The organism is Streptomyces sp. 13-12-16 (assembly GCF_002114215.1).
In the GTDB taxonomy this organism is placed as follows: Bacteria; Actinomycetota; Actinomycetes; order Streptomycetales; family Streptomycetaceae; genus Streptomyces.
In genome coordinates, this window is record NZ_NCTE01000804.1 from 1 (window position 1) to 2,618 (window position 2,618).

3 protein-coding genes and 1 pseudogene are annotated in these 2,618 nt (G+C 75.9%); 2 read left to right on the forward strand and 2 right to left on the reverse strand.

Going from position 1 to position 2,618, the window contains the following annotated elements; translation table 11 throughout:
* The first annotated feature begins 132 nt into the window (after positions 1–132).
* Positions 133–624: a hypothetical protein gene (locus tag B7767_RS29260; protein ID WP_085574788.1), complete on the forward strand. Its 492-nt coding sequence runs from the start codon at positions 133–135 to the stop codon at positions 622–624.
* Complete coding sequence (locus tag B7767_RS29265) at positions 621–1,541, forward strand: hypothetical protein (RefSeq protein WP_085574789.1); 921 nt, start codon at positions 621–623, stop codon at positions 1,539–1,541. The genes B7767_RS29260 and B7767_RS29265 overlap by 4 nt, the downstream gene beginning before the upstream one ends.
* Here B7767_RS29265 and B7767_RS48450 read toward each other — a convergent pair.
* Both B7767_RS48450 and B7767_RS48455 read right to left on the reverse strand, forming a co-directional pair.
* Positions 1,507–2,049, reverse strand: coding sequence for a hypothetical protein (locus B7767_RS48450; protein ID WP_256923613.1), 543 nt, complete (start codon positions 2,047–2,049; stop codon positions 1,507–1,509). The genes B7767_RS29265 and B7767_RS48450 overlap by 35 nt on opposite strands.
* 58 nt (positions 2,050–2,107) lie before the next feature.
* Positions 2,108–2,618, reverse strand: a pseudogene (locus tag B7767_RS48455) (alpha-galactosidase); the annotation flags it as partial.

Here is a 2,618-nt window from a genome sequence, read left to right on the forward strand (position 1 = left end):
ACCGCCCTGCGGACCGCCCAGCGCGAGGCCGGCGGCCATCTGCGCGCCGCCGACGAACTCGAGGACTACCTGCACCGGGCCGGCCCCGCCGCCCGGCCGACCCCGGCGGACCCGCCACAGGAGCGCTGAGCCATGTCACCCGTCCTTGTCGTCCTGGTGCTGCTCGCCGGGCTGTCCGAGGCCGCCGGGCGGCTGCTGCCCCTGGTCGCCCGCCGGCCCCGGGTGTCGCGGCCCGTCGTGGCCGGGCTGCTGCTGACCGGCACCGTGGTCGAGAGCACCGTGATCCTGCTCTGGCCACTGACCGCCTGGACCCTCGCCGGACTGGTCCTCCCCGCCCCGCTCCCCGGCGCGGAGGCGCTGACCTGGACCCCCGGTGAGGTCGCCCCGCTGCTGCTCTGCGCCGTCATCGCGTTCCCGCTGCTCGGCCCCCTGCTCCACCTGCTGCTCCTGGTGGGCGTCGGGGCCGGCCTCGTCGGCCCGCTCGCCGGGACGACGGGGCTGGACCGGTGGACCGCCGCGGGCTGCGTGGCCGTCGCCGGAGTCGGACTCGCCGCCGCCGTGGAGGCCGTACGGCGCCTGGTCGCGAGGATCAGCGCCGCGGGAGTACGGGAGTCGCCGGCATGACCTGGTTCCCGCTCGTCGCCCTGGTGCTCGGCCCGGTGCTGCTCGCCGAAGCCCTGCTCGCCCGCTACGAGGTGCTCCTCTACACCACCGGCTGGCGGGCGCCCGCCACCGGCCTCCCCCCGGGCATGCCCTACGCCCGGGGCGCGGACCCCGGCCGTCCCCCGGCCGCCTACCTGGTCTACCTCGACGGCATCGGCAAACGCCGCTTCACCGACACCCGCGACGGGGGACAGCTGGTCAAGGCCCTGATCGCGGCGGCGCCGGAACTGCGGGTGCTGGGACAGGTGCAGCCCTACTCCCCGCTGGCCGCCCCGCTCGCCGGCCGGCCCGTGTGGGACCGGATCCGCCGGCACGCGGGGCTCCTGCTGTTCCTGCACAACGTCATGCAGATCTTCGTCGCCGCCGACCGCCGGTACCGTCCCCTGTACAACCGCGCCGTCGGCGCCCAGATCGCCGGCCAGCTGCGGCTCGCCGGCTACCGGCCGCACAGCGGCGTCCCCGTCGTGCTGCTCAGCTACAGCGGGGGCGCCCAGGTCGCCACCGGCGCCGTGGACGAACTGCACGCACAGCTCGGCACCCCGCCGCTGCTGATCACCCTCGGCGGGTTCCACAACGGCGCCAACGACCTCTCCCGTGCCGCGCACCTGCATCAGCTCACCAGCGCCCACGACCGGATCGAACGCGTCTGCGCCTGGGTCTTCCCGCAGCGCCGGCGGGTGTTCCGCCGCAGCGGGTGGAACCGCGCCCGGCGTGCCGGAAAGATCACCGTGCACCGGCTCGACCCGGCCACCCACCTCGGGCGGCGCAGCTACATCAGCCCCGACGCGTACCGCCCCGACGGCCGCAGCCACCTCGACCACACCACCGACACCGTGCTCGCGCTCATCCGCGCGACGCGCCCGGCCGGGCCCCGATGAGCCGGTACAGGGCCGCGCCGTGGGCCGGCAGGCCGACGTGCAGGTGCCGGCCGTCGTGCGGGGTGTCGGTACGGGTCCACAGCTCCCGCGCGCGGTCGTCCGGGCGGGCGCCGACGGAGCCGAGCGGGACGGCGAACCGGCGGGGAGCGTCGGCCGGGGAGAACACGGCCGCGTAGCGGGTGTGCCCGTCGGTGCCCCGGGCGCTCCACAGGACGAGGTCGTCCTCCCGCAGGACCTCGCGGTTGTCCCGGCTGTGGAACAGGACGTCCAACGCCTCCTCGTGGGTGAGCAGTTCGACCGTGTCCCGCGGACCGGTGGGCAGGTCGCCGCCCATCATCAGCGGTGACCGGGAGACCGGCCACAGCGTCAGCAGGCTGATCTGCTCCGCCCGGGTGAGCCGGCACAGCCGGTCCTCACCCCGTTCGGCGCGGATGCCGATACGGCCCAGGGGCAGCATGTCGGCGTCCGCCCGCCCCCGTTCGCCCTGCCACGGTGCCCACCGGGCCATGCGGGCGAACTGGGCCTCGACGTCCCCCCCAGCGGTCCCACAGGTCGTCGCAGACCCGTCACATCGTGGCGTTGTCCCGCAGATGGCCCAGCCGGGCGAGGGAGACCCGGGTCCCCGGGGACAGGCTCAGCTCGATGGGCCGGCCACTGCGGGCGATCGCCCGGGCGTACGCGGAGATCTCCCGCTCGTGATGGGGGTACAGCATGTCGTCGGCCTTGACGAAGTCCACGCCCCGGTCGGCGAATCGGGCCACCTGGGAGTCGTAGTACGCCCGGGCGCCGGGGTGGTCGTGGTCCAGCCCGTGGTTGTCCGGGTTCCAGGGGCAGACGGAGGAGGTGCCGGCGATCTCGTCGGCCGTCCACCCGGTGCCCTCCACCGGCAGCCGGGCGACGACCGCCCGGCGCGGGACGCCCCGCACGATGTGCAGGCCGAAGCGCAGGCCGAGCCGGTGGACGCGGTCGGCCGGCGGGCGGAATCCCGCGCCGCCGGCCGCGGACGGGAACCGGTTCGGGACCGGCGACTGGCGGCCGTGGCCGTCCAGGACCACCGGCGGGACCGGGTTGTAGCCG